19 protein-coding genes and 1 pseudogene are annotated in these 24,422 nt (G+C 69.9%); 14 read left to right on the top strand and 6 right to left on the bottom strand.

What is annotated here, in order from left to right; translation table 11 throughout:
• The first annotated feature begins 3 nt into the window (after positions 1 to 3).
• The 12 genes from JIX55_RS12810 (at position 4) to JIX55_RS12755 (ending at position 15,374) form a co-directional block, all read left to right on the top strand.
• A complete protein-coding gene (locus JIX55_RS12810) occupies positions 4 to 1,320 on the top strand; it encodes a pectate lyase family protein (protein ID WP_257563428.1) in 1,317 nt (438 codons plus the stop codon).
• The gene (locus JIX55_RS12805) at positions 1,317 to 2,498 is read left to right on the top strand and encodes a Gfo/Idh/MocA family protein (protein WP_257563427.1); all 1,182 of its coding nucleotides are present in this window, start codon (positions 1,317 to 1,319) and stop codon (positions 2,496 to 2,498) included. Before JIX55_RS12810 ends, JIX55_RS12805 begins: the two co-directional genes overlap by 4 nt.
• Positions 2,498 to 3,343, top strand: a complete 846-nt coding sequence (locus JIX55_RS12800) for a PmoA family protein (RefSeq protein WP_257569314.1) — start codon at positions 2,498 to 2,500, stop codon at positions 3,341 to 3,343. The genes JIX55_RS12805 and JIX55_RS12800 overlap by 1 nt, the downstream gene beginning before the upstream one ends.
• Positions 3,340 to 4,935 carry a family 43 glycosylhydrolase gene (locus JIX55_RS12795; RefSeq protein ID WP_443046410.1) on the top strand — a complete coding sequence of 532 codons (1,596 nt, stop codon included), beginning with the start codon at positions 3,340 to 3,342 and terminating at the stop codon, positions 4,933 to 4,935. The genes JIX55_RS12800 and JIX55_RS12795 overlap by 4 nt, the downstream gene beginning before the upstream one ends.
• A 38-nt stretch (positions 4,936 to 4,973) precedes the next feature.
• Positions 4,974 to 6,998, top strand: a complete 2,025-nt coding sequence (locus JIX55_RS12790; RefSeq protein WP_257563426.1) for a pectinesterase family protein — start codon at positions 4,974 to 4,976, stop codon at positions 6,996 to 6,998.
• A gap of 72 nt (positions 6,999 to 7,070) precedes the next feature.
• A complete protein-coding gene (locus JIX55_RS12785; protein ID WP_257563425.1) occupies positions 7,071 to 8,417 on the top strand; it encodes an ABC transporter substrate-binding protein in 1,347 nt (448 codons plus the stop codon).
• Positions 8,418 to 8,608: 191 nt separating this feature from the next.
• A complete protein-coding gene (locus JIX55_RS12780) occupies positions 8,609 to 9,415 on the top strand; it encodes a rhamnogalacturonan acetylesterase (protein WP_257563424.1) in 807 nt (268 codons plus the stop codon).
• 91 nt (positions 9,416 to 9,506) lie between these two features.
• Positions 9,507 to 10,814, top strand: a complete 1,308-nt coding sequence (locus JIX55_RS12775) for a pectate lyase family protein (RefSeq protein WP_257563423.1) — start codon at positions 9,507 to 9,509, stop codon at positions 10,812 to 10,814.
• Positions 10,814 to 11,932, top strand: a complete 1,119-nt coding sequence (locus tag JIX55_RS12770; RefSeq protein WP_257563422.1) for a pectinesterase family protein — start codon at positions 10,814 to 10,816, stop codon at positions 11,930 to 11,932. The genes JIX55_RS12775 and JIX55_RS12770 overlap by 1 nt, the downstream gene beginning before the upstream one ends.
• A 1-nt stretch (position 11,933) precedes the next feature.
• Complete coding sequence (locus JIX55_RS12765; protein WP_257563421.1) at positions 11,934 to 12,962, top strand: pectinesterase family protein; 1,029 nt, start codon at positions 11,934 to 11,936, stop codon at positions 12,960 to 12,962.
• Positions 12,949 to 14,199 (top strand): dienelactone hydrolase family protein, encoded by a 1,251-nt coding sequence (locus JIX55_RS12760; protein WP_257563420.1) that lies wholly within the window; start codon positions 12,949 to 12,951, stop codon positions 14,197 to 14,199. Before JIX55_RS12765 ends, JIX55_RS12760 begins: the two co-directional genes overlap by 14 nt.
• A gap of 56 nt (positions 14,200 to 14,255) precedes the next feature.
• Entirely contained in the window at positions 14,256 to 15,374 is a 1,119-nt protein-coding gene (locus JIX55_RS12755) for a right-handed parallel beta-helix repeat-containing protein (RefSeq protein WP_257563419.1), read from the top strand.
• Positions 15,375 to 15,457: 83 nt separating this feature from the next.
• On the opposite strand, the gene JIX55_RS12750 is transcribed toward JIX55_RS12755, so the two are convergent.
• Both JIX55_RS12750 and JIX55_RS12745 read right to left on the bottom strand, forming a co-directional pair.
• Positions 15,458 to 16,186 (bottom strand): IPT/TIG domain-containing protein, encoded by a 729-nt coding sequence (locus JIX55_RS12750; RefSeq protein WP_257563418.1) that lies wholly within the window; start codon positions 16,184 to 16,186, stop codon positions 15,458 to 15,460.
• A gap of 284 nt (positions 16,187 to 16,470) precedes the next feature.
• Positions 16,471 to 17,529 (bottom strand): annotated as a pseudogene (locus JIX55_RS12745) (glycoside hydrolase family 43 protein); the annotation flags it as partial.
• 234 nt (positions 17,530 to 17,763) lie between these two features.
• Here JIX55_RS12745 and JIX55_RS12740 point away from each other — a divergent pair.
• Positions 17,764 to 18,921, top strand: coding sequence for a right-handed parallel beta-helix repeat-containing protein (locus tag JIX55_RS12740; RefSeq protein ID WP_257563417.1), 1,158 nt, complete (start codon positions 17,764 to 17,766; stop codon positions 18,919 to 18,921).
• 39 nt (positions 18,922 to 18,960) lie between these two features.
• On the opposite strand, the gene JIX55_RS12735 is transcribed toward JIX55_RS12740, so the two are convergent.
• The 4 genes from JIX55_RS12735 to JIX55_RS12720 are packed head-to-tail and all read right to left on the bottom strand — an operon-like array spanning position 18,961 to position 22,922.
• Complete coding sequence (locus JIX55_RS12735; RefSeq protein ID WP_257563416.1) at positions 18,961 to 19,575, bottom strand: GTP-binding protein; 615 nt, start codon at positions 19,573 to 19,575, stop codon at positions 18,961 to 18,963.
• Positions 19,523 to 19,966: a DUF742 domain-containing protein gene (locus JIX55_RS12730; RefSeq protein ID WP_257569312.1), complete on the bottom strand. Its 444-nt coding sequence runs from the start codon at positions 19,964 to 19,966 to the stop codon at positions 19,523 to 19,525. The genes JIX55_RS12735 and JIX55_RS12730 overlap by 53 nt, the downstream gene beginning before the upstream one ends.
• A gap of 47 nt (positions 19,967 to 20,013) precedes the next feature.
• Positions 20,014 to 20,481, bottom strand: a complete 468-nt coding sequence (locus JIX55_RS12725; RefSeq protein WP_257563415.1) for a roadblock/LC7 domain-containing protein — start codon at positions 20,479 to 20,481, stop codon at positions 20,014 to 20,016.
• Positions 20,478 to 22,922 (bottom strand): sensor histidine kinase, encoded by a 2,445-nt coding sequence (locus JIX55_RS12720; RefSeq protein WP_257563414.1) that lies wholly within the window; start codon positions 22,920 to 22,922, stop codon positions 20,478 to 20,480. The genes JIX55_RS12725 and JIX55_RS12720 overlap by 4 nt, the downstream gene beginning before the upstream one ends.
• Before the next feature lie 317 nt (positions 22,923 to 23,239).
• Here JIX55_RS12720 and JIX55_RS12715 point away from each other — a divergent pair, with 317 nt between their 5' ends.
• On the top strand, positions 23,240 to 24,397 hold the full coding sequence (locus JIX55_RS12715) for a substrate-binding domain-containing protein (RefSeq protein ID WP_257563413.1): 1,158 nt from the start codon (positions 23,240 to 23,242) through the stop codon (positions 24,395 to 24,397).
• Positions 24,398 to 24,422 lie beyond the last annotated feature (25 nt).

The raw sequence follows: 24,422 nt of genomic DNA, 5'->3' as shown, positions 1-24,422 counted from the left end.
CCCATGACCCCGTGGAGGAGAGGTGTTCAACTGGTCGCCCTCGCAGGGGTGGCGGGCCTCGCGCTCACCACCCCGGCCGGGGCCGAGTCCCGGGACATCAGCCGGGACACGCTCGCGGCGGACGACGGCTGGGCGGCGGCCGACGGTGGTACCACGGGGGGTTCCACCGCCGACGACGCCCAGGTCTTCACCGTACGCACCCGGAGCGAACTGGTCCGCGCGCTCGACGGCGGCAGCGCCATCCCGAAGATCATCCGGATCGCGGGGACCATCGACGCCAACACCGGCGACGACGGCGAGAAGCTCGACTGCGCCGACTACGCGACCGACGGCTACGACCTGGAGAAGTACCTGGCCGCGTACGACCCGCGCACCTGGGGCTCCGCCAGGCCCGGCGGCCCCCAGGAGGAGGCCCGGCAGGCGTCGGCGGCCAGGCAGGCCGAGCGGATCGAACTGGCCGTCGGCTCCAACACCACCATCGTCGGACTCGGTGACCCCAAGAACACAGCGGTCCTCAAGGGGGCCAGCCTCCAGCTCAAGGGTGCGGACAATGTGATCATCCGCAACCTCGAACTCCGCGACGCCTACGACTGTTTCCCCGTCTGGCAGCCCAACACCGGGGGCCTCGGCGACTGGAAGACGGCGTACGACAACATCTGGGTGCGCGGCTCCAGCCACGTCTGGATCGACCACGTCACCGTCTCCGACAAGGGGCACCCCGACGAGGACGAGCCGACCCACTTCGGCCGCAACTACCTCCGCCACGACGGCCTGCTCGACATCACCAACGCCTCCGACCTGGTCACCGTCTCGTGGAGCCGCTTCGTCGACCACGACAAGGGCATCCTCATCGGCAACGGGGACACGGCCACCGGTGACCGGGGCAGGCTCCGGGTGACCCTGCACCACAACCAGTTCGAGAACGTCGTGCAGCGCGCGCCGCGCGTCCGCTTCGGGCAGGTGCACCTCTACAACAACCGATACGTCGTCCCGGCCGACGCCCACGGCTACCGCTACTCGCTCGGCGTCTCCACCGAGTCCGCCGTGTACGCCGAGAACAACGCGTTCACCACGCCGGGCCATGTCGAGGTCGCCGACCTGGTGAAGAGCTGGAACGGCACCGCCCTGCACCAGACGGGCACCCTCTTCAACGGCTATCCGGTGGATCTCCTGGCCATCCACAACGCCTACAACTCCGGCAGCGAGCGTGATCTCACGGCCGACGTGGGCTGGACGCCCACCCTGCACCAGAAGATCGACAGCGCCGGGAAGGCCGACCGAGAGGTGGCACGCGGCGCGGGCGCGGGGAGGATCCGATGAACCCGAAGAGCACCGTCCACGAGACCCCGCTTCCGCTCGTCCTCGCGGGCGCCCGCGGTCACGGCCGCTGGCACCTGGAGAACATCCGCCACCTGGCGGACAAGGGGATCGTCCGGCTCGCCGGGATCTGCGAACTGACCCCGCTGGGCGCGGACGAGATGCCGGACGGTCTCGGCACGCCCGAGCAGTCCGCCGACTTCGGCGCGCTCCTCGACTCGACGGGCGCCGCCATCGCCGTGATCTGCACGCCCATTCCCACCCACACCGACCTGGCCCTGACGGCGGCCGAGCGGGGCGTCCACGTCCTGCTGGAGAAGCCGCCGGCCCCGTCGTACGCCGAGTTCCGCCGGATGGCGGACGGGGTGGCGGCGGCCGGTGTGGTCTGCCAGATCGGCTTCCAGTCGCTGGGCTCGCACGCCGTGCCCGCGATCCGGAGGATGGTCGCGGACGGCATGATCGGCGAGGTCGTCGGTATCGGCGGCGCCGGTGCCTGGGCCCGCGCCGAGGCGTACTACCGGCGGGCGCCCTGGGCCGGGAAGCGGCGCCTGAACGGCGTCGACGTGATCGACGGGGCGCTCACCAACCCCCTCGCGCACGCCGTCGCCACCGGGCTCGCGCTCGGCGGCGCCCAGCGTGCCGAGGACGTCACCGCCATCGAGACCGAGCTGCTGCGCGCCAACGACATCGAGTCCGACGACACCTCGTGCGTGCGGGTCACCACCGCCGACGGCGGCCGGATCACCGTCGCCGCCACGCTGTGCGCCGAGGAACCGGACGACCCGTACAACGTCGTGCACGGCACCAGCGGCCGGATCACCTTCTGGTACAAGCAGGACCGCGTGCTCGTCCAGCGGGCCGGACACGGCCCGGAGGAGATCGAGTACGGCCGCACGGACCTGCTGGAGAACCTCGTCGACCACCTGACCGACGGCACCGACCTGCTGGTCCCGCCGGACACGACCGGCGCGTTCATGAAGGTCGTCGAGGCGATCCGCGTCGCCCCCGACCCGATCGCGCTCCCGGCCGACGCCTGGCACAAGCTGCCCGACGAGGACCGCCGGGTCGTCGACGGCATCGACGGCCTCGTCGCGGCCGCCGCCGACACCCTCGCCCTCTACTCCGAACTCGGCGCTTCCTGGGCGCTCCCCGAAGCGCCGGCGAAAGAGGTGAGCACATGATGACGACCGACGAATCCCTGATCCTGCGGGTGGCGGGCCGTCCGGTGGGCCGTTACCTCACCCGGCCCGAACTGCCGGGCCGGCTCTCCCCGCGCCCCTGTCTGCATCCCGTCACCACCCTGTCCGGTACGGCGGTCACCGAGCTGAGCCCCGCCGACCACCTCCACCACCTCGGCGTCGGTGTCGCCGTTCCCGACGTCGAGGGGCACAACTTCTGGGGCGGACGGACCTACGTCCGCGACCAGGGCCCGACCGAGCTCGACAACCACGGCTCCCAGCGCCACATCGCCTTCCAGCTGCGCGACCCCGACGGCTTCGTCGAGGAACTGCGCTGGGTGGCGTCCGGCACCGAGCTGCTGCGCGAACGCCGTACGGTCGCGGCCACCGAACTCACCGACACCGCCTGGGCGTTGGACTTCACCTTCTCGCTCACCAACACCACCGGTCAGCCGGTGTCGATCGGCAGCCCCGCCACCAACGGCCGCCCCGGCGCCGCGTACGGCGGCTTCTTCTGGCGGGCCCGCAAGGAGGCCACGGCGCCCCGCGTCTTCACCGCCGAGGCGGAGGGCGAGGCAGCGGTTCACGGCAGGCGCGCCGGCTGGCTCGGCCTGGCGGGCAGCGACTGGACGCTCGTCTTCGCGGGGGCCACCGACACCACCCGCCGCGACCCGTGGTTCGTCCGCGCCGACGAGTACCCGGGCGTCGGCTCCTCCCTCGCCCACACCGAGCGCGTCCCGATCGAGCCGGGGGAGACGGTCGTACGCCGGGTCGTCACCGTCGTCGCCGACGGCACCCTCGACCGGGGCGAGGCGGCGGCCCTCGTCCGCAAGGCGGTGAGCCCGTGACCGCGATATCCGGCGCGTCCGCCGCCGCTCCCTCCGACAGTGTCTTCGCCGGCACCGCCGCCGCGCCCGCCTTCTCCGCCGACCAGGGTGACGGCACCTACCGCAACCCGATCCTCGACGCCGACTGGTCCGACCCCGATGTCCTGCGCGTGGCCGACGACTTCTATATGACGGCCTCCAGCTTCGGCCGGGCCCCGGGCCTTCCCCTGCTCCACTCCCGGGACCTGGTCAACTGGACGCTCGTCGGCCACGCGCTCCAACTCCTCGAACCGGCGGCCGAGTTCAAGGTCCCGCGCCACGACTGCGGCGTGTGGGCTCCTTCGCTGCGGCACTTCGACGACCGGTTCTGGATCTTCTGGGGCGACCCCGACCACGGCATCTACCAGGTCAACGCCCCCGGAATCAGGGGCCCTTGGACCCGACCGCACCTGGTCAAGGAGGGCAAGGGACTCATCGACCCCTGCCCGCTGTGGGACGAGGAGAGCGGCGAGGCGTACCTCGTGCACGGCTGGGCCAAGTCCCGCTCCGGGATCAAGAACCGGCTCACCGGGCACCGTATGCGGCCCGACGGCACCGGACTGCTCGACGAGGGCAAGGTCATCGTCGACGGGGACCGGCTCCCCGGCTGGTTCACCCTGGAAGGGCCCAAGCTCTACCGCCACGACGGCTGGTACTGGATCTTCGCCCCCGCCGGGGGAGTGGAGACCGGCTGGCAGGGCGTCTTCCGCTCCCGCGCGTTCTTCGGCCCGTACGAGGAGCGGATCGCCCTGGAGCAGAAGGACACCGACGTCAACGGGCCGCACCAGGGCGGCTGGGTGCGCACGGCGGCCGGCGAGGACTGGTTCCTGCACTTCCAGCAGCGTGGCGCGTACGGCAGGGTCGTCCATCTCCAGCCGATGCGCTGGGGCGCGGAAGGCTGGCCCGTGCTGGGTGACGAGGGCGCCCCCGTCGCCGTACACCGCAAGCCGGAGCTGCCGCCGCAGCCGCCGGCCGCGCCCGCCACCGACGACGACTTCCCCGGCGGCCGCTTCGGACGCCAGTGGCAATGGACCGCGAACCCGCAGGACGGCTGGGCCACCCAGCACTCCGGCGACGGGCTGCGGCTGACGTGCGTGCGCTCCACGCACGCGCACGACCTGCGCAAACTGGCGAACGTGCTCACACAGCGGCTGCCGGGGATCCCGGCCGTCATCGAGGTCGGGTTACGGCTCGACAGCGAGGAGCCGGGAGCGCGGGCCGGGCTCGCCGTGCTCGGCGACGCGTATCGCTGGATCGGGCTCCAGCGGGGCGCCGACGGGGACGTGCACCTCGTCCACCGGTTCGCCGAGACGGTCGCCGAGCGCGAGAGGGACGCCGACCACCCCCGCCCGGCACCCGAGGGACGGGCCCGGCTGCGCATCGAGACCGGGGCCGGGGCCCGCTGCCACTTCTCCTACGACACGGGAGAGGGCTGGATCCCGTCCGGGCCGGTCTTCGCCGCCACCCCCTGGCGCTGGGTCGGCGCCCTGCTCGGCCTCTTCGCGGTCGCGCCCACCGGCGGGGGACACGCCGGGGCGGCCACGTTCACGCACTTCCGGATCACCCGCTCATAGCTCGACACACGTCACCCGTACGCCTGTTGGGAGCCGCAATGACGCACCTCCGTAGCAAGCGCTTGCCGGAACAGCCGGGGTCCAGACCGGGCCTCGCCCTGGCCACGGTCGCCGCCCTGGTGGCCTCGCTGGGGCTCGGAGCCATCGCTCCGGCCGACGCGGCACCGGAGACCGCCGGTGCGGTGAGGACCGTGGGATCGCCCGGTGGCTGGAGCGACACACCCCATGGCTTCGCCTCCCTCGACGGGGGCACCACCGGTGGCGCGGGCGGGAAGGTGGTCACGGTCACCGACCAGGCCTCGCTCGCCAGGTACGCGTCCGCCGAGGAGCCGTACGTCATCCGGGTCGCCGGGGCGATCGACGTGGCGCCCTTCGGCTCGGACATCGTCGTGACCTCGAACAAGACCATCGTCGGCGTCGGCGACACCGGTGAGATCGTCCACGGCGAGCTGCATCTCAACCCCGGTACCAGCAACGTCATCATCCGCAATCTGACGATCCGGGACTCCTACGTCGAGGGCGACTGGGACGGCAAGACGACCGACTTCGACGCGATCCAGATGGACACCGTCGACCACGTCTGGATCGACCACAACCGCTTCGAGCACATGGGCGACGGGCTGCTCGACATCCGCAAGGACAGCCGGTACATCACCGTCTCCCACAACCAGTTCAAGAACCACAACAAGGCCCTGGGCATCGGCTGGACGACCAACGTCCAGACCGAGATCACCATCGACCACAACTGGTTCACCGGCACCAAACAGCGCAACCCGTCCGCCGACAACTGCGCCTACGCGCACCTCTACAACAACTACCTGTCGGCACAGGTGGCCGACGGCGACCCCGTGTGGACATACGGAAACTGGTCGCGCGGCAAGACCAGGATGGTCATCGAGAACAGCTACTACGACGGGGTCCAGCATCCCTACCAGGCCGACGCCACCGCCGAGTTGGTGCAGCGCGGGTCGATCCTGAAGAACGTCGGCGGACGGCGGGACGAGTGGGGCACGGCCTTCGACCCGAAGGACTTCTACGACTACCGCCTCGACCCGGCGGCCGCCGTACCCGCGCTGGTCACGCGCTTCTCCGGGCCGCAGCGGCGGATCGGCACGAACACGGTGCTGAACGTCCCCGGTGACTACCCGACCGTGCAGGCCGCCGTCGACGCCGTGCCCGCCGGCAACGACGGCACGGTCACCATCCGCATCGCCCCCGGCACCTACCGCGCGAAGGTCCTCATCCCCGCGACCAAGCCGAACTTGGTGCTGCAGGGGACTGGACAAGATCGCTCGGACACCGTCATCGTCTACGACACGCCCGCCGCGTACGGCGGCTCCAACGGCAGCGCCACCGTGCGGATCCTCGCCGGTGACGTGACCGCCCGCAATCTCACCTTCAGCAACGACTTCGACGAAGCCGCGCACGAGCTGAACGGCGAGCAGGCGCTGGCGGTGAAGACGACCGGCGACCGGATCGTCTTCGAGAACACGGCCTTCCTGGGCAACCAGGACACGTTGATGACCGACAGCCCCAAGCTCGACGTCGTCAGCCGGGTCTACATCCGCGACTCGTACATCGAGGGCGATGTCGACTTCATCTACGGCCGCGCCACCACGGTCATCGAGCGCTCCCTGATCAAGGCGCTCAGCCGGGGCTCGGACACCAACAACGGCTACATCACGGCCGCTTCGACCTGGAAGGACAATCCGTACGGCTTCCTGATCACCAAGTCGAAGGTCGTCAGTGACGCGCCGCCCGGGACCTACCACCTGGGACGGCCCTGGCACCCGGGCGGCGAGCCGAACGCCATCGCCCAGGTGCTGTTCCGGGACACCGAGCTGCCCGCCGCGGTCAAGTCGTCGCCGTGGACGGACATGAGCGGCTTCTCGTGGAAGGACGCCCGGTTCACGGAGTACCGGACGTACGGGCCGGGGGCCGGTGTCACGGCCGACCGGCCGCAGTTGGCGGACGCGGACGCTTCGGCGTACACGGTCGCCAAGTACCTCGCGGGGACGGACGGTTGGGCGCCGCATCGCGCACCCGCCGGCAACGGCCGCTGAGTCCGGCCCGCGACAGAACAGCTCCCCCCCACAACTTCATAACCCTCGTATCCAGCAGAAGAGAGCCGTTCAATGAAGATCAGCAATCGCAGAAGCAGGCGCGCCGCCGCGGCCATCGCCCTGGGATCCGTACTCGCGCTGACCGCCACCGCCTGCGGTGACGACGGCAGTGGCGCGGGCGGCGACAAGGGCTCCGAGGGCAGCGGCAAGGGCAAGGTCCTCTTCTGGGACAACAACGGCGGTGTCCGCACCGACATCTGGAAGGAGATCATCGCCGACTTCGAGAAGGCCAACCCGGACATCGACGTCGAGTACGTCGGGATCGCCTCCACCGAGTACCAGTCCAAGGTCGACACCGCCATCCAGGGCGGCGGCCTCCCGGACGTCGGCGGTGTCGGCGCGGCCATGGCCGCCGGGTTCGCCGCGCAGAACACGCTGGAGCCGCTGGACGACCGGCTCTCGGGGTCCTCTCTCAACGGCAAGCTCAACGAGGCGATGGTCGAGTCGCTGAAGTCCGCCGGCGGCGGCGACGCCCTCTACTCGATCCCCACCTCCGCCAACAACGGCGTCCTCTACTACCGCACCGACCTGTTCAAGGCGGCGGGCCTGGAGGAGCCGACCGACTGGGACAAGTTCTACACGGCCGCCGAGAAGCTCACCGACAAGGACAAGAACAAGTTCGGCTACACCATCCGCGGTGGTGCCGGCTCCATCGCCCAGGCGCTGGACGCGATGTACGGACAGTCGGGCATCACCTCGTTCTGGGACGCCGGCGGTGAGAAGACCACCGTCAACGACCCGAAGAACGTGGAGGCCCTGGAGAAGTACGTCGGCCTCTACAAGAAGGTCACCCCCGCCGCCGACCTCAACAACGACTTCACCAAGATGGTCGCCCAGTGGGACTCCGGCACCATCGGCATGCTCAACCACAACCTGGGGTCGTACCAGGACCACGTGAAGGCGTTCGGCGTCGACAAGTTCCGCGGCATTCCGCAGCCGACGGGGCCCGGCGGCAAGCGGGTCCAGGTCTCCAACCCCGTCGACGGGCTCGGGCTGTTCAAGAGCTCGAAGAACAAGGAAGCGGCCTGGAAGTTCATCGAGTTCGCCGTCTCGCACGAGGAGAACTCCAAGTTCAACAAGTCGGCGGGGCAGGTGCCGGCGAACAACGACGCCGCGAAGGACAGCTGGATCTCCGAGGCCGAGCCGACGAAGCTGGCCGCCGCCGCGTTGACCGACGGGTCGACGACGATCGTGCAGTTGCCGTACTACCTGCCGGACTGGAACACGATCTCGAAGACCGACAACGAGCCGGCCTTCCAGAAGGTGATGGACGGGCAGACGAGTGCGAAGGAATTCCTGGACTCGCTGGCCGATCAGCTGAACAAGGCCCAGGCCGAGTGGAACGAGCAGAAGGGCTAGTTCCCGTACGGCCCGTTTGACGCCGCGGGTCCGGCTTCGGCTGGACACGCCCACGCGGCGGAGCCGCACATGTCACGGCCCCGCGCCCCTCACCAGCGAAACGCAGGGGCGCGGGGGTGCCACCCCCCACTTGAAAGGCACCACACCACCTCCCTCTTTTCCTCTCAGCCTGTTGAGAAAGGCACCCGCACGTGTCACTCACCCGTAGACAGGTCACCAGCGCGGCGCTCGCCGCTGTTCCGCTCGCCGTCGCCGCCACGGGGCCCGCGTCCGCCGCGGTTTCGCCCGGCAGCGCCCGTCGGGAGCGCACGATCCATATCGCCGGTGATTCCACCGCCGCGCAGAAGTACGCCGCCGCCGCTCCCGAGACGGGGTGGGGCATGGCGCTTCCGTTCTTCCTCCGGTCGGGGCTGAAGGTCTCCAACCACGCCGTGAACGGCCGCAGTTCGAAGAGCTTCATCGACGAGGGGCGCCTCGACGTCATTCTCGAAGCCATTCGGCCCGGGGACTTCCTCGTCATCCAGTTCGGGCACAACGACTCCAAGGTCGCCGACCCGACGCGGTACACCGAGCCGTGGACGACCTACCAGGACTGTCTGCGCCAGTACATCGACGGCGCTCGGGCCCATGGGGCCCGGCCGGTTCTCGCGACGTCCGTCGAGCGCAGGAAGTTCGCCGCGGACGGGGTGGCGCAGCCGACTCACGGTGACTACCCGGCGTCCATGCGAGCGCTCGCCGAGAAGGAGCACGTCGCTCTTCTCGACGTCCAGGCCCTGTCGATCGCCCTCTGGCAGAAGCTCGGGGTCGAGGAGACCAAGAAGTACTTCAACTGGACCGAGACCGAGCAGGACAACACGCACTTCAATCCGCCGGGGGCGATCGCCGTGGCACGGCTCGTCGTGGGTGAGTTGTTGCTCAGGCGCGTGCTTTCGCCGCGGGATGTCCGTCGTCTGGACGAAGAGATCCCCGACTCCTGGATCACCTGGCCCGAGGCGTAGTAGCCCGTCGCGCCCACGCGGCGGAGCCGCATGTCGACAACGCCCCGCGCCCCTGAACAATCTCCCCCTTGCTTTGAAAGGAACCGCATCCATGCGTCCTCGTATCTGGCATGCCCATGCCACCACTGCTGTTGTCGGCTGCACCGCTCTCGTGCTCGGGATCACCGGCACCGGAGTGGCCTCTGCCGCCGAGCGTGACCTCGCTCGGCAGGTTCTCGGCGCCGGTGACGGCTGGGGCTCGGCGGAGGGCGGTACCACCGGTGGCTCGGCGGCCGATGCCGAGCACACCTACACCGTCACCACCTGGGCGGAGTTCAAGGCCGCGCTCAAGGACGGCGGCAACGCGCCCAAGATCATCAAGGTCAAGGGCATGATCGACGCCGTCTCCCAGGGCTGCGAGGCCTTCGTCACCGGCGGCTACGACCTCCAGCAGTACCTCAAGGACTACGACCCGGCCGTCTGGGGCAACGACGAGGTCGCCAGCGGTCCGCAGGAGGACGCGCGGGTCGCGTCCGCCGCCAAGCAGGACTCGGAGATCAAGGCCAACATTCCGAGCAACACCACCATCGTCGGCGTCGGCAAGAACTCCGGCATCCTCGGCGGCAGCATCCAGATCAAGGGCGTCTCGAACGTCATCATGCGCAACCTCACCATCGAGGCCCCGCTCGACTGCTTCCCCAAGTGGGACCCGACCGACGACAACAACACCGGAAACTGGAACTCCGAGTACGACACCGTGGTCGTCTACGGCACGGACCACGTGTGGCTCGACCACAACACGTTCACCGACGGGCGCTACCCCGACAGCGAGCGGCCGGTCTACTTCGGCAAGGTCTTCCAGCAGCACGACGGCCTGACGGACATCGTGCGCGGCTCCAACTACGTGACCGTGTCCTGGAACCGCTACGAGAACCACGACAAGAACATGCTGATCGGCAATGGCGACGGCCTCGCCACCACCGACGCCGGCAAGCTCAAGGTCACCATGCACCACAACCGCTTCGACGGGATCCTCCAGCGCTCCCCGCGCGTGCGGTTCGGTCAGGTGGACGTCTACAACAACCACTACGTGGTGAACGAGGAGCAGAAGGACGACTACTACATCTTCGGTGTCGGCATCTCCTCGCAGCTGCACGCCAGCGACAACGCGATCTCGCTCCCGGCCGGCGCCAGTGTCGGCAAGGTCCTGAAGAAGTGGAACGAGTCGCCGCTCACCGCCGAGAACAACTACGTCAACGGCAGGCTGACGGACCTCATCGCCGTCCACAACGCCGAGATCCCCACGGAGACCCTCCAGTCCGGCGCCGGGTGGACGCCGACCCTGCGGACCAAGGTCGACTCACCGCGTGCCGTGCCGGGCATCGTCGCGGGCCGCGCGGGTGCCGGGAAGGTCTGCTGATGACGGAACGTCAAACAGGCCTGGGCAGACGGTCGTTCGTCGTCGCGAGTGTCGGGGCCGCGCTCGCTCTCGGGGCCGCGCCGTACGCCCATGCCGCCCATGGCCGGTCGGTCTTCGGACGGTACGGATCGCCGTCCGCCCGGCTCGGCGAGCAGACCCTGTACGTGGACGCCGGCGGCTCCGGCGACTTCACCACCGTCCAGGCCGCCGTGACCGCCGCGAGCGGGAGCGGATACACGCTGGTCATCGCGCCTGGCGTGTACCGGGAGACGGTCGCCGTCGGTGTCGCCCGTACGGAGATGACCTGGATCGGCGCCTCGGGGAACGCCCGTGATGTCGTGGTCGTGTACGACAACGCGGCCGGTACCCCGAAGCCCGGCGGTGGCACCTACGGCACCACCGGGTCGGCGACCACCCTCGTGCAGGGCGACGGGTTCACCGCGCGGGACATCACCTTCGCCAACGACTGGCTGCGCGCCGACCATCCCGGGATCAGCGGTACGCAGGCGGTCGCCATCAAGGTGCAGGGCGACCGGTCGGCGTTCGTGCGGTGCCGGTTCCTGGGGCATCAGGACACGCTGTACGCCGACTCGATGGCGCTCGGCACCTTCGCCCGGCAGTACTTCCGCGACTGCTATGTCGAGGGTGACGTGGACTTCGTCTTCGGGCGGGCCACGGCCGTGTACGAGCGCTGTCACTTCCACACCCTGACCAGGACCGACCTGGCGTCCGCGCCGTACGGGTTCGTCTTCGCGCCCTCCACCGCGGGCGCCAACCCGCGCGGCTATCTGGTGCTCCGCGGCCGGATCACCAGCGAGGCCCCGGACGCCTACTACAAGCTGGCCCGCCCCTGGGTCCCCAGCTCGGACACCACCGCCCGGCCCATGCTCACCGTGCGCGAGACCCGTCTCGGTGCCGGGATCGACGCGGTCGCCCCGTACACCAACATGTCGTCGGGCTTCCCCTGGCAGGACCAGCGGTTCGCCGAGTACCGGAACACCGGACCGGGCGCCGCCGTCTCCGTCCCGGAGAACCGGCCCCAACTCACGGACGGGCAGGCCGAGTCGGCCACCCGTGAGGCGTACCTCGGTGACTGGACCCCGTGGGAGAAGTGCTGAGATGCGCCGGCGCACACTGCTCACCGGAATCGCCGGCGGCCTGGTGGCCGTCGGCGCGGCCCCCGCCTTCGCCCACAACCGCCGGGTCCTGCACGTACGGCCCGGCGGGTCCGTCCAGGCGGCCGTCGATGCGGTGGACGGCTCGGGGTGGACGATCGTCGTCCACCCGGGGACCTACCGCGAAGTCGTCAACATCCCCGAAGGCAAGGGGGAGTTGACCCTGCGCGGTGCGTCCCGCGACCCCCGCGCCGCCGTCATCGTCTTCAACCGCGCCAACGGCACCCCCAGGCCCGAGGGCGGCACCTACGGCACCGCCGGCTCCGCCACCTTCACCTCGGCGGCGCCCGGCCTGACCGTACGCGACCTGACCCTCGCCAACGACTGGCTGCGGGCCGACCACCCCGACTTCACGGGGACACAGGCCGTCGCCGCGTACGTCACCGGGGACCGGTCGCACTTCGAGAACGTCCGGTTCCTCGCCCACCAGGACACCCTGTTCGCGGACACCACCGCGCTCGACGCCTTCGACCGGCAGTACTACCGGCGCTGCTACATCGAAGGTGACGTCGACTTCGTGTTCGGGCGGGCCCGGGCCGTCTTCGACTCCTGTCACTTCCACACCCTCCAGCGGGACGTGTCCTTCATCCCCAAGGGCATGGTCTTCGCCCCCGCCACCGCCCGGGCCAACCCCTACGGCTTCCTGGCCCTGCACGGCCGGATCACCTCCGGCGCCGAGGACGCCGCGTACAAGATCGCCCGGCCCTGGGTGCCGTCGTACGAGACGACCGCCTGGCCCTCGCTGGTCGTGCGGGACACCTGGATCGGCCCCGGGATCGACGCGGTCGCCCCGTACACCAACATGCGCGAGGCCTACCCCTGGCAGACCATGCGCTTCCGCGAGTACGCCAACTCCGGTCCGGGGGCGGTGATTTCGGTGCCGGAGAACCGGCCCCAGCTCACGGACGCCGAGGCCGGGGAGCACACGCGGCGGACGTATCTGGGGGACTGGAGGCCCTATGGCCGCCCATGATCCGGCGGCCGCGCATGGTCCCGTGGGGCGCCGCGCCTTCGTCGTGGGCGCGGGGGCGGCGGCGCTGTTCACGGGAACGGGAACGGGAGCGGAAGCGGAAGCGGGAACAGGAGCGGCCGCGGCAGCAGCAGCGGCGGCGGCCGGGGCGGAGCCCTCGGGGGCCCTTGAGGCCGCCGCCCTGGAAGGTGCCCTCCCCGACTTCCACCTCCTCCTCAAGGACGAGCTCCGCTTCCCGCTCGCCTGGGGCACCTCCCCGATCCGGGACTTCCGCACCTGGCGGCGGGTGGCCCGGGCCACGGTCGAGGAGCATCTGCTCGTCGCCCGGGACGACACCCCGTACGCACCCGAGTTCGGCGAGCAACGAGCCGAAGGCGACGGCTACACCCGGGAGTCGGTCACCTTCTCCCTCACCCGGTACGGCCGGGTGCGGGGCGCCCTGCTCACCCCGCACGGCACCGGACCGTTCCCGGCCGTCCTCCTCCTGCACGACCACGGCGCCAGATTCGACATAGGCAAGGAGAAACTGGTCCGGCCCTGGTACGACGACACCCGGCTGACCTCCGCGCAGGCCTGGGCGGACCGGTACTTCAGCGGACGGTTCGTCGGCGACGAACTGGCTCGGCGCGGCTATGTCGTCCTCGCCGTGGACGCGCTCGGCTGGGGCGACCGGGGGCCGACCACCTACGAGCAGCAGCAGGCCCTCGCCAGCAACTTCTACAACCTGGGCTCGTCGCTCGCCGGGCTCATGGCCAGGGAGGACGTGCGCGCGGCGGCCTTCCTGGCCGGCCTCGACCGGGTGGACCGGCGCCGGGTCGCGGCCCTCGGTTTCTCGATGGGCGCGCTCCGTGCCTGGCAGACGGCCGCGCTCAGCGACGACATCGCGGCCGCCGCGAGCGTGTGCTGGATGACCGGGCTCAAGGAGGTCATGGTGCCCGGCAACAACATCCTGCGCGGCCAGTCCTCCTACTACATGCTCCACCCGGGGCTCGCCCGGCACCTCGACTTCCCCGACGTGGCGAGCATCGGCGCCCCCAAGCCGATGCTCTTCCTCCACGGCGGCCAGGACCCCCTCTTCACCAGCGAGGGCGTCCGGGTCGCGCACGAGAAGCTGCGCGCCGTCTGGCGCTCACGCCACGCCGGGGAGCGGTTGGACATCCGCGTCCGGCCGGACCTCGGCCATGTGTTCACCGCACCCATGCAGGACGACGCCTTCACATGGCTGGACGCCGTCCTGTAGCACCCGCGTTTCCTCCGTCCCCACCTCTGCGTCACGACCGAAAGGACCCGCACGTGATGCGTCGTACGAGGATCTCCCTGACCGCTCTCGCCACCGCTGCCGCGACCGCCGCCGGCCTCGGCATCATGGCGACCCCCGCCCAGGCGGCCACCGTGGTCGTCAGCAACTCCACCGACCTGTCCAACGCCATCAGGAACGCCACCGCCGGCACGACCATCCAGGTGCGCGGCGGCACGTACTACCCGACGGCCACCATCCAGTCCACCGCCAACGGCACCTCCTCCAGCCGGATCCTCCTCCAGCCGTACGGCTCCGAGACCGTGAAGATCGACGGCTCGAACCTCCCCGACGGCGACTGGATCTTCAAGCTGACCGCCGACTACTGGACCGTCTCCGGGATCACCTTCCAGAACTCCCCGGACAGCGCGGTCGTCTGCCAGTCCTGCGCCTCCACGGTCTGGGACAACATCAAGACCATCAACGGCGGCGACTCCGGCTTCACGCTCACCGGCGACAGCACCACCAACAACACCGTCCGGAACATCGACTCCTACGGCCACTACGACCCGGCCAACCACGGGGAGAACGCCGACGGCATCGCCGTGAAGTACGGCTCCGGCTCCGGCAACCTCATCACCGGTGCCCGCCTCTACAACAACTCGGACGACGGTCTGGACTTCTGGTCCTTCTCGTCGCCCGTCACCGTGGAGCACACCTGGGCGATGGGCAACGGCAAGAACCGCTGGTCCGACTCCGCCTTCGCGGGCGACGGCAACGGCTACAAGCTGGGCGGCGACGGCGAGGTGGTCGCCCACGTCATCAACAACTCGGCCGCCTGGGACAACGCCGGTAACGGCTTCACCGAGAACAGCAACAAGGGCGCCATCGTCATCAACCGCACCACCGCCTACGCCAACGCCAAGTGGGGGTACTACTTCGCCACCGGCGCGGCCCGCCTCGGCAAGAACCTGGCCGTGAGCAACGGCTCCGGCTCGGTGAACAAGGGCTCGTCGGTCGTCTCGGCCGGCAACAACTGGGACTCGGGCATCGCGACGCCCGCGTTCCGGTCCACGAACGCCTCGACCACGTACAACGCCCGCCAGTCCAATGGCGCACTGCCCGTGACCACGTTCCTGACCACGGGCAGCACCACCATCGGCGCGACGATGGACTGACCCTCGGGACCCCGGGTCTTTCACTTCACCCGGTGGGGACGGCTCCAGAGTCGTCCCCACCGGGCCTGCGCCTGTGCGCCAGGTCACAGGACATAGAGGAACGTGCCGGGCGCCGTGTCGCTGCCGCCCGTGGTGGTCACCGCGACGGCGACCGGACCCAGGGCGTGGGCGGGGGTGACGGCCGCGATCCGGGTGTCGGACAGGACGGCGAACGACGTGGCCGGGTCACCTCCGAAGGTCACGCCCGTCGCCGTCGACAGCGCGGTGCCCGTCAGGTCGACGAGGGTGCCGCCCGTCGTCGAGCCCGAAGCCGGGCTGAAGCCGGTGAGGTCCGGGGGACCCACGAACGTGAAGGTCGCCGTGGCCGTCCCGCCGCGGCCCGAGACGACCAGGGACACGGTGCCGGCCGGGCCGGCCGGGGTGACGACGGTGAGTTCGCTGTCGGACACCACCGTGGGGGTGACCGTGGATCCGCCGAACTGTACGGATGCGGTGGCGGCGAGACCGCGCCCGGTGATGGTGACCGTGCTCCCGCCCGCGGTGGGTCCGGACGCCGGTGACACGTCGAGGACCACGGGCGGGGGGACGTAGTAGTAGGGCACCGGATTGCTGGTGCCCCCCGGTGTGGTGACCGTGGCCGCGACCACACCCGCTCCCGAAGGGGAGACGACTGCGACCGAGGTGGGCGTGTTGGCGGTGATGGTCGCGGGCTCGGTCCCGAAGCGGACCTCTGTCGCGCCACCGAGGCCGGTACCGGTGAAGGTCACCGGGGTGCCACCGCCGGTGGATCCCTGGTCGGGGCTTATGGGCATGTCATCCGTCACTTCCTGATCCGCTCGGCACAACTCGTGCTGATCACACGCTGCTTGTGCCCGGAGATCGCCTGAGAGCGGTGAATAACACCGTCTTTCGGACAAGGTGGTGAGGAAATACCCGAACTGACCTGGGGCTAAGCCAGAGTGCTTGTTCGACGCGGACCGGAAGGGGCCAGCGTGCGCCGGCCGGCGGACCGGGAGCGGCGGGGCGGTCGGGGCCGTATCGGACCTCGGTCCGTACGGCCCCGACCGCCCGGGTGCGCCGCGTGGAGGGCTCAGCCGAACACGGCCAGCAGCCGCTCGTACTCCTTCTTCGTCACCGGCATGACCGTGCCGTGCCTCGGGCTGGCGGGCAGGTCGTAGTCCGTCGACAGGGTCCATCGGCCCGACGCCAAGTCGGTCGTCTCGAACGGCACATAGCCGCGGCCGCCGTACTCGTCGATGAACAAGTACCACTTCTCCTCGGTGTTGGACTTGAAGACCGTCGGCCCCTCGCCGCGATCGACCGATCCGCTGCCGATGCAGTCCGAGACGAAGTCGTACGACGTGTCCGTGAGCGTCGTCGCCTTCTCGCCGGTGATGAACTTCGCGCAGGGGCTGGAGGACGTCGGGTCCCGCTCGTCCTTCGTGTAGCGGTAGTACGTGCCCTTGTGCTCGACCACCGTCGAGTCGATCACCGAGTAACCGGGGTCGTTCCACACCTTCGGCGCGCTGAACGTACGGAAGTCCTTCGTCGTCGCGTACATCATCTTGTTGTACGTCGAGCCGGTGTGCTCCGGGTCGTCGTCCGCGTAGAGCTTCGACGCCCAGAAGACGACGTACTTGCCGAGCCTGCTGTCCCAGTACGCCTCCGGCGCCCAGGTGTTGCCCGCGCTGTCCGGGGACACCTTCACCAGGCGCTGGTCGGTCCAGTGGACCAGGTCGGTGGACTCCCACACCATGATGGACTTGCTGCCGTGGCGCTGGACGTAGTCCCAACTGCCGCTGCTGTTCTGGTACATGCGCAGGTCGGTCGCGATCATGTAGAACTTGTCGCCCTTGGGGGAGCGGATCACGAACGGGTCGCGCAGGCCCTTCTCACCGATGGTGGAGGTGAGGACGGGCGCGCCCGCGTTCAACTCCCGCCAGTGCAGGGCGTCGTTGCCCTCGCTGAGCGCGTAGCGGATCTGCTCGCCGTCGGCGGTGCCCTCGCCGGTGAAGTAGGCGAAGAGATAACCGGCGTACTTCTTGGCCTTCTTGGCGGACGTGGCCTCGGACTGCGCCGGGCTCGGAGGTGCGGCGAGCAGGCCGAGGAGGAGGGCCAGGAGGGGGAGCAGGATCGTGCGGGCGGTGCGGCTCATGACACATCCTGTGGGAGTCTGGTGGATTCTGTTGGGCGGGCTGTCCTCGGAGTGTTGTCAGTGGGGTTGAGCACGTCAATCGGCGTGCGTGTGAAGACTCCGGCCGAAACTTTCGAACGATTTCGCATGGACACGGCAACCCTTTCCCGCCGGGTGGCGACCAGTGATCAGAAGCGGGCCGGGGCGGCCCCTCCGGCCCGCTTCGTTCCTCGCCCCTCTGAGAAAGGAACACCCGTGCGTCAGAGCACCAGCGGACGCCATCGCAGAACCCGCACCCTGTCGATCGCCGCCGCGGTGGCCGTCGCCGCGGGGGCGGGCGGCGTCCATCTAGGCCTCTCGAACAACGGCGCCCAGGCCGCCGCCACCACGGTCACCGTCTCCAGCACCGCCCAGCTGGAATCGGCCGTCGCGAGCGCCACCGCCGGTACGACCATCCAGGTGCGCGGTGGCACCTACCGGCCGACTCGGACTCTGAAGTCCACGGCGAACGGCACCGCCACGGCCCGGATCACGCTCACCGCCCACGGCAGCGAGAAGGTCAGGATCGACGGCTCCAGGCTCGCCGCCGGCTCCTGGCTCGCCGGGATCTACGGCGACTACTGGACCGTCTCGGGTCTCACCTTCCAGAACTCCCCGGCCCAGGGCTTCGTCGCCACGTCGTCGGTCGGCGGCGTCTTCAAGAACCTCGTCACCGCCGACAACGGTGACTCCGGCTTCACGCTGCGCGGCGACGGAACGACCGGCAACCTCGTGCAGAACCTGGACAGTCACGGCAACTACGACGCCGCGAACCACGGCCAGAACGCCGACGGCATCGCCGTGAAGTTCGGCTCCGGCACCGGCAACAAGATCACCGGCGCGCGCCTCCACAACAACGCGGACGACGGGCTCGACCTCTGGCAGTTCTCCTCGCCCGTCACCATCGAACACTCCTGGGCCTTCGGCAACGGCAAGAACCGCTGGAACGACTCCGCGTTCGAGGGCAACGGCAACGGGTTCAAGCTGGGCGGCGGCGGAGTGTCCGTCGCCCACTTCGTCAACAACAACGCGGCCTGGGACAACACGTTGCACGGGTTCACCGAGAACTCCAACACCGGGGCGATATCGCTCAACCGCAACACCACGTACGCCAACAAGGCGAACGGGTTCTATTTCGCGACCGGCAAGGCCCGCCTGGCCCGGAACCTGGCGGTCGGCAACGGCTCGGGGAAGGCCAAGCTGGGCTCCGCCACGGTGTCGGCGGCGAACAACTGGGACAGCGCGGTGGCCACGCCCGCTTTCAAGTCGACGGACGCCAGTGGTGTGTACGGTCCGCGTAGGCCGGACGGCTCACTGCCGGCGATCACCTTCTTGACCACGGGTTCCACGGCTGTCGGCTCGACGATGAACTGAAGGGCGCGCACCCCCGCGGCGCTCAAAAGGGCACCCCCGTCAGGGAGCTGAGGTCGCTTCCGCGCGGGCCAGGGCGAGTTCCAGTACGACGAGCAGGGCGTCACGGACCGAGCCCGTCCGGCGCGCGTCGAAGACGACCAGCGGTATGTGCTCGGAGATGTCGAGGGCCCAGCGCACCTCGTCCAGATCGTGCTGGACCTCGCCGTCGAAGGCGTTGACGGCGACCGCGAAGGGGAGGCTCTTGTGCTCGAAGTAGTCCACCGCCGCGTAACAGTCGTCCATACGGCGCGTGTCCACGATCACCAGACCACCGAGAGCCCCTTCGACCAGGTCGTCCCACATGAAACCGAACCGCTCCTGGCCCGGCGTACCGAACAGATACAGCTTCAGCGTCGGGTCGATGGTGATGCAGCCGAAGTCCATGGCGACCGTGGTGGTGGTCTTGCCGGGGGTGTGCGTGAGATCGTCCACGCCCGCCGCGACCTCGGTGATGGCGGCCTCGGTGGTGAGCGGTCGTATCTCGGAGATCGAGCCCACGGCCGTGGTCTTGCCGACACCGAAGCCGCCGGCGATGACCAGTTTGACCGGCAGCGGCGGCTGTTCAGTCGCTGTCACGGAGTGTGCCGGTTGAGTCGGAGACGGCACGGAGACCATCGATCACCCTTCGCAGTACGGAGATGTCCTGGGCCGTCCCGGCGTTCGGCCGGTAGACCGCCAGGTGCCCGGCGGCGCGCAGGTCCTCGGCCAGCACGCGGACCACGTTGAGGTGCAGGCGCAGCCGGGCGGCCAGTTCCGCCACCGACTGGGGCCGCCGGCAGGCCGCGATGATGTCGCGGTGTTCGAACGTGAGCGAGCCGAGCGCGGACAGCCCGGCCCGGGTCGCCACGATCTGGGTCTCGACCGGGATCGGCGGCGCGGTCCCGCCCCCGGACACCCGGCCGGCGGTCAGCAGGAACGGCCGGATCGCCGGGGCGCGGCCGACCGGCTCCCGCGAATCGAACGCGTCCCCCGCTGCCTCGTGTGGTGCTGCTCCACCGACGCCCATCACGATCCTTCCTGACGTGCCTGTTCTCGCACTTGGTCGAGGAACGGTCAGCCGGCCGGCCCGGCGCCGACGCTGTTCTTCAGCTCCATCACCAGCTGGGGAGTGAGCGCGGCCCCGGCCCGGTTGGCGAAGAGGGTCATCTCGTAGGCGATGTTGCCGAGCTTCGCCTCCTTGGAGGCCACCACGCCGAGGACGGCGCCGCAGCCGATGGCCGACACCAGGACATGGCCGCCCTCCAGGTCGATGATGACCTTGTTGAGGCCACCCAGGCCGTAGTTGCCCGAGGCGCCCGCGGCCAGACTCGTCATGCCGGACACGATCGCGGCGAGCCGCTCGGAGTCGGACTGGTCACGCAGCCGGGAGACCGCTATCAGCAGGCCGTCGGACGACACCGCGATGGCGTCGACGACACCGGCGGTCTCCGTGGCGAAGCGGTCGAGCAGCCAGGTGAAGTCCGCCGCGGCGGCTCGCAGATCGATGGGCTCCGCTCCGCTCTCACTCGTCACTGTGGTCACTTCCCCTCCCGAGATTGCTGGTCCTGCGGTGGTGCTGGTTCCGTCCGGGGCGAGGCACTGTCCTGCTCCGCCCTGAGTACGGCGGCCTCGAACTCGTCGAGCTCCAGGCGGACGGCGTCGGCGTCGGCGGCCGGCCGCACGGCCGGGGTCGCCGGGCCCGCCGGGGTGGTCATGGCGAGGGTCGCGCCCCGTACGCGCCTGCGCAGCGACCGGGGAGGGTCACCCGCGGGCGGTTCGGCGGGAGTGCCGGAGGGCTTCGCGTCGGCGCCGGCCGGGTCGCGTCGGGGGAGACCGCCCTCGGGTGCCGGGGCGACGGGCCGCCGTTCGGGGGCGAGGGTGACGACGGGCGCCGGGGTGATCGGCTGCTCGGGCCGCGTCGGGAACGCCGCGACGGTTCCGGCCGGGACCGTGGCCGAGGGTGCCGTGGCGACCTCCTCGCTCATGGTCAGCAGGAGGGCGGAGGGGACCCAGACGGTGCTGGTGACACCGCCGCCGGAGGTACGGCTCAGGGTGACCCGCGCGCCCCAGCGCCGGGCGAGACTGCCGACCACGAAGAGGCCGAGCATCTTGGTCGGTACGAGGTCGAGCCGTTCCCGGCGGATCAGCCGGGCGTTCTCCTCGACGAGGCGTTCCGCGCTCATGCCGAGGCCGTGATCGATGACCTCGATCAGCGCGCCGCCGTCCTCGGTGACGTCGGTACCGGGCCGGACGACCACCTCGACGGGCGCGTGGGAGGGGGAGAACGCGACCGCGTTCTCCATCAGTTCGGCGAGCATCAGCGTCAGATCGGCGACCATGTCGGGCGTGACGGTGGCCTCGGTCTCGGACCGCAGGGAGACCCGCTGATATCCCTCGATCTGGCCGAGGGCGGCCCGGATGAGGTTGGCCAGGCCGGCCGGCCTGGCCTCGACCTCGGTCTCCCGGATGCCGGCGAGCAGCATCAGGCTGTCGGCGTTGCGCTGCAGACGTACGGCGATGTGGTCGATGCGGTACATCCGGTCGAGGATCTCCGGATCGGTCTCCTCGTGCTCGACGGCGTCGATCAACGCCAGCTGGCGGGTCGTCAGGTTGCTGACCCGGCGGCCGACGTTGCCGAACATCTCGGCGACGTTGCGGCGGCTCAGCACCTGCCGCTCCAGCAGCGCGGCCGCCGTGACCTGCACCTGGTTGAACGCCTCGGCCAGCTCGCCGATCTCGTCGCGCACCGGGACGGGTATCGCCCGGGGCCGCAGGGGGGTGCTGTCGACGGACTCGTCGTCCCCGACCCGGGCGAGTTCCTCGCCGGCCACGTCGACCACCTGCTGGGCGGCGCCGGTCAGGGCCGCCAGGGGACGTACGACCGAGCGCCGGACCAGGACGCAGAAGACCAGCCAGACGGCGAAGCCGAGGACGGCCAGACCGAGCATGACCAGCGCCCTGTTCAGGGCGTCTGCGGAGAGCCGGTCGGCCCGGTCGGCGATCTGCCCGATCAGCGACCGGGTGACGTCGAGACGGGTCTCGGCCTGCTTGCCCCCGGCGGTCATCGACCTGCGCAGCTGCTGCGGCGTCTGGCTCTGCAGGGAACTCGGATCGATCCGCAGCTCCGCGAACTGGGCCTCGATGCCGTTCTGCTCGGAAGCCCGCCTGATGCCGTCAAGGCTCACGACCTGATCAGCGGTGGCGATCCGGCCGAACCGGTCCGTCTGCTGGGTGTAGAGCTTGTGGGCCTCCACCGCGCGCGTGAACTCGGTGAGGGCGTTGGCGTCACGGGTCTGCGCCGAGAACACGGCGCTCTCGAAGGCCGCGTGGGCGGCGTCCGCGCGCAGGACCGTGTCGAGCAGGGTGATGACGGAGACTTCCGAGGTGTCGGAGACGCTGTCGAGCCGGATGCCGTCGAGCCCGATGCCGTCGATCAGGTAGTCGACCGCGGAGGCGTACGCCGGGTCGATGTTGGCGGCCGGGACGTAGCTCCGTTCGAGCTTCTCGCGCAGGATGCCGAGGTCGCGCAGGTAGTCGAGCGCCTGCACCTCCTTGTCCGGCAGGCCCGACCCGAACGCGGAACGTACGGCGGTGACCTGGGCGTCGGTGTCCCGCTGCGCGCGGCGGTACTCGGCGGTCGACGGCAGGGGGTCTCCGGGGGCGGCCGACTCGTACCGCAGGGCCAGCAGGAGTGCCTGCCGGTGTTCGGCCTGCACCTCGTTGATCAGCTTGGTGACCTGTCCGCTGTCGCGCACCAGCTCCGCGATCCGGCCGGCCTCCCGTGCCTGCTGCACCTCGCCGTAGACGCCGATGCCCAGCAGTACGCCGACGACCGCGACGGGCGCGATCACCAGGACGTTGAGCTTGCGCCGGAACGGCCACCTGTCGAGGAGAGCCGCCGCCCTCCGGCGGACCCCCGGCGTCGCATCCGCCCGCCCGGGTGGGGCGAGTACGGACGGCGGGTCCACTGCGTTCGCGGACACCCGCGCCTCCTTCGATGTGTTGCTGAGCGGTGACCGAGGTGCCGTTCGCTGCCGGACCGCCGACGACCGGTAGGCGGAGTGTGACGTTTTTCCCGCATTCCTCGCTGATACGAGCGAAGGCATCACGCCACGTGTCCGGAACCGGCCGTGTGAACATAGCGAGCGTACAGGCATTTGTCAGGTGATATGACGTCAAAAGTTGATGACGGAGGACGGGGCTCGGGGTCCTGCTAGATTCCACGGCGCCGGAGCCGTCGCCTGCCGTCACCGACTCCCCCCGCCCAGCCCGTACTTCTCTCGCTCTGTGAGGAGCCCCTGTGCCTTCCACCCGCAAAGCGGCAGTGACAGCCGCCGCGTTCCTGGTCGCGGTCGCCACCGCCGCCACCGGCTGCGAGAGCGGTTCGGCCACGTCCGCGTCCGACGCCGTGTCCCCGACCGGCTCCGCCAGGCCCGGCTGCCCCGATGTCCTCGCGAAGGCCAAGCGCGCCGTCAAGAAGGCCGAAGACGTCAACGCTCCCTGGTCCGGCCCCACCACCGGGCCCAAAGCCGTTGCCGGCAAGAGCGTCGTCTACATCGCCCAGACCATGACCAACCCCGGTGTCGCCGGTGTCGCCAGGGGCGTCCAGGAAGCCGCCGACGTCATGGGGTGGAACGTCCGCGCCATCAACGGCCAGGGCACCCCCGCCGGTATCCGGGCCGCCTTCGACAAGGCACTGGCCCTCAAGCCCTCCGGCATCGTCATCGGCGGCTTCGATCCCGCCTCGGCCGCCGATCAGGTCGCACGGGCGAACGCCGAGGGAATCCCCCTGGTCGGCTGGCATGCGATCGCCACCCCCGGCCCCAGCAAGGCCCCGAACCTCTTCAGCAACATCACCACCGACGTCAGTGATGTCGCGACGATCAGCGCCGACTGGATCATCGCCGAGTCCAACGGCCGGGCAGGCGTCGTCCTGTTCACCGACGCCTCAATACCCTTCGCGAAGCGCAAGTCCGATCTGATCAGGAAGGAACTCGCCACCTGCTCCGACGTCGAGCTGCTGAGCCAGGAGGACATCCCCATCCCCGAGGCCAACAGCCGCACCCTCGAAGCGGTCTCCTCCCTGCAGTCCCGCTTCGGTGACAAGTGGACCCACTCCGCCGCCATCAACGACCTGTACTTCGGCCACGCCGCCCCCGCCCTGCGCGCCGGCGGCAGACAGGGCGCCGGCGCTCCGTACAACATCGGCGCGGGCGACGGCGATCCCTCGGCCTTCGAGCGTGTCAACGGCAAGGAGTTCCAGGCCGCCACCGTGCCCGAGCCGCTGTCCGAACAGGGCTGGCAGATCATCGACGAGTTCAACCGCGCCTTCGCCGGCGGTAAGGCCAGCGGATACGTCGCCCCCGTACACATCACGACGGCGGCCAACAGCGGTGGCGCGCAGTTCTGGGACTCCGAGGGCTACCGGGAGGCGTACCGCAAGATCTGGGGCAAGTAGGCGAGTTGAGGCCGTGGCGGCCAAA

The sequence above is a fragment of the Streptomyces sp. DSM 40750 genome (assembly GCF_024612035.1).
GTDB lineage: Bacteria > Actinomycetota > Actinomycetes > Streptomycetales > Streptomycetaceae > Streptomyces.
Note: the sequence above shows the minus strand (reverse complement) of the source record. Positions and strands in the feature narration are given on the sequence as shown.